Raw genomic sequence first — 352 nt, forward strand, 5'->3', positions numbered from 1 at the left:
CAGGAGCGCGGGAGGTCACTCCTTTACGGGCTCGGGCTCCTCGACGAAGTCGACGCGCTTGAACTGCTTGTTCATCGACTTCAGCAGGAACCAGGTGGCGACACCCAGGGCGGCGAAGACGACGAAACCGAGAAGGCCGGGGGTCACCTTGTTGTCGTCCAGTGCGAGGCCGGTGGGGAGGTCAGTGAAGCTGATCGGCGTGGTCAGCTCTCGATGGTGCCCCGGTCTTACATCGGCCGGGTCACCGGGGTGGTACGTGTCGCGCGCGGACTGCCGACCGGCAGGTCAGGCCACGGGGCTGGGGGTGCGCAGACCGGCGAAGAGGTCGTCCTCGGGCAGGTCGGTTTCGATC

1 protein-coding gene is annotated in these 352 nt (G+C 66.8%); it reads right to left on the reverse strand.

All coding sequences use genetic code 11. The annotated features are described in order from the left end of the window. Nucleotides 1-15 precede the first annotated feature (15 nt). Complete coding sequence (locus UK12_RS44680) at nucleotides 16-147, reverse strand: hypothetical protein (protein ID WP_269432068.1); 132 nt, start codon at nucleotides 145-147, stop codon at nucleotides 16-18. Nucleotides 148-352 lie beyond the last annotated feature (205 nt).

Source organism: Saccharothrix sp. ST-888 (assembly GCF_000955975.1).
Classification (GTDB): Bacteria; Actinomycetota; Actinomycetes; order Streptomycetales; family Streptomycetaceae; genus Kitasatospora.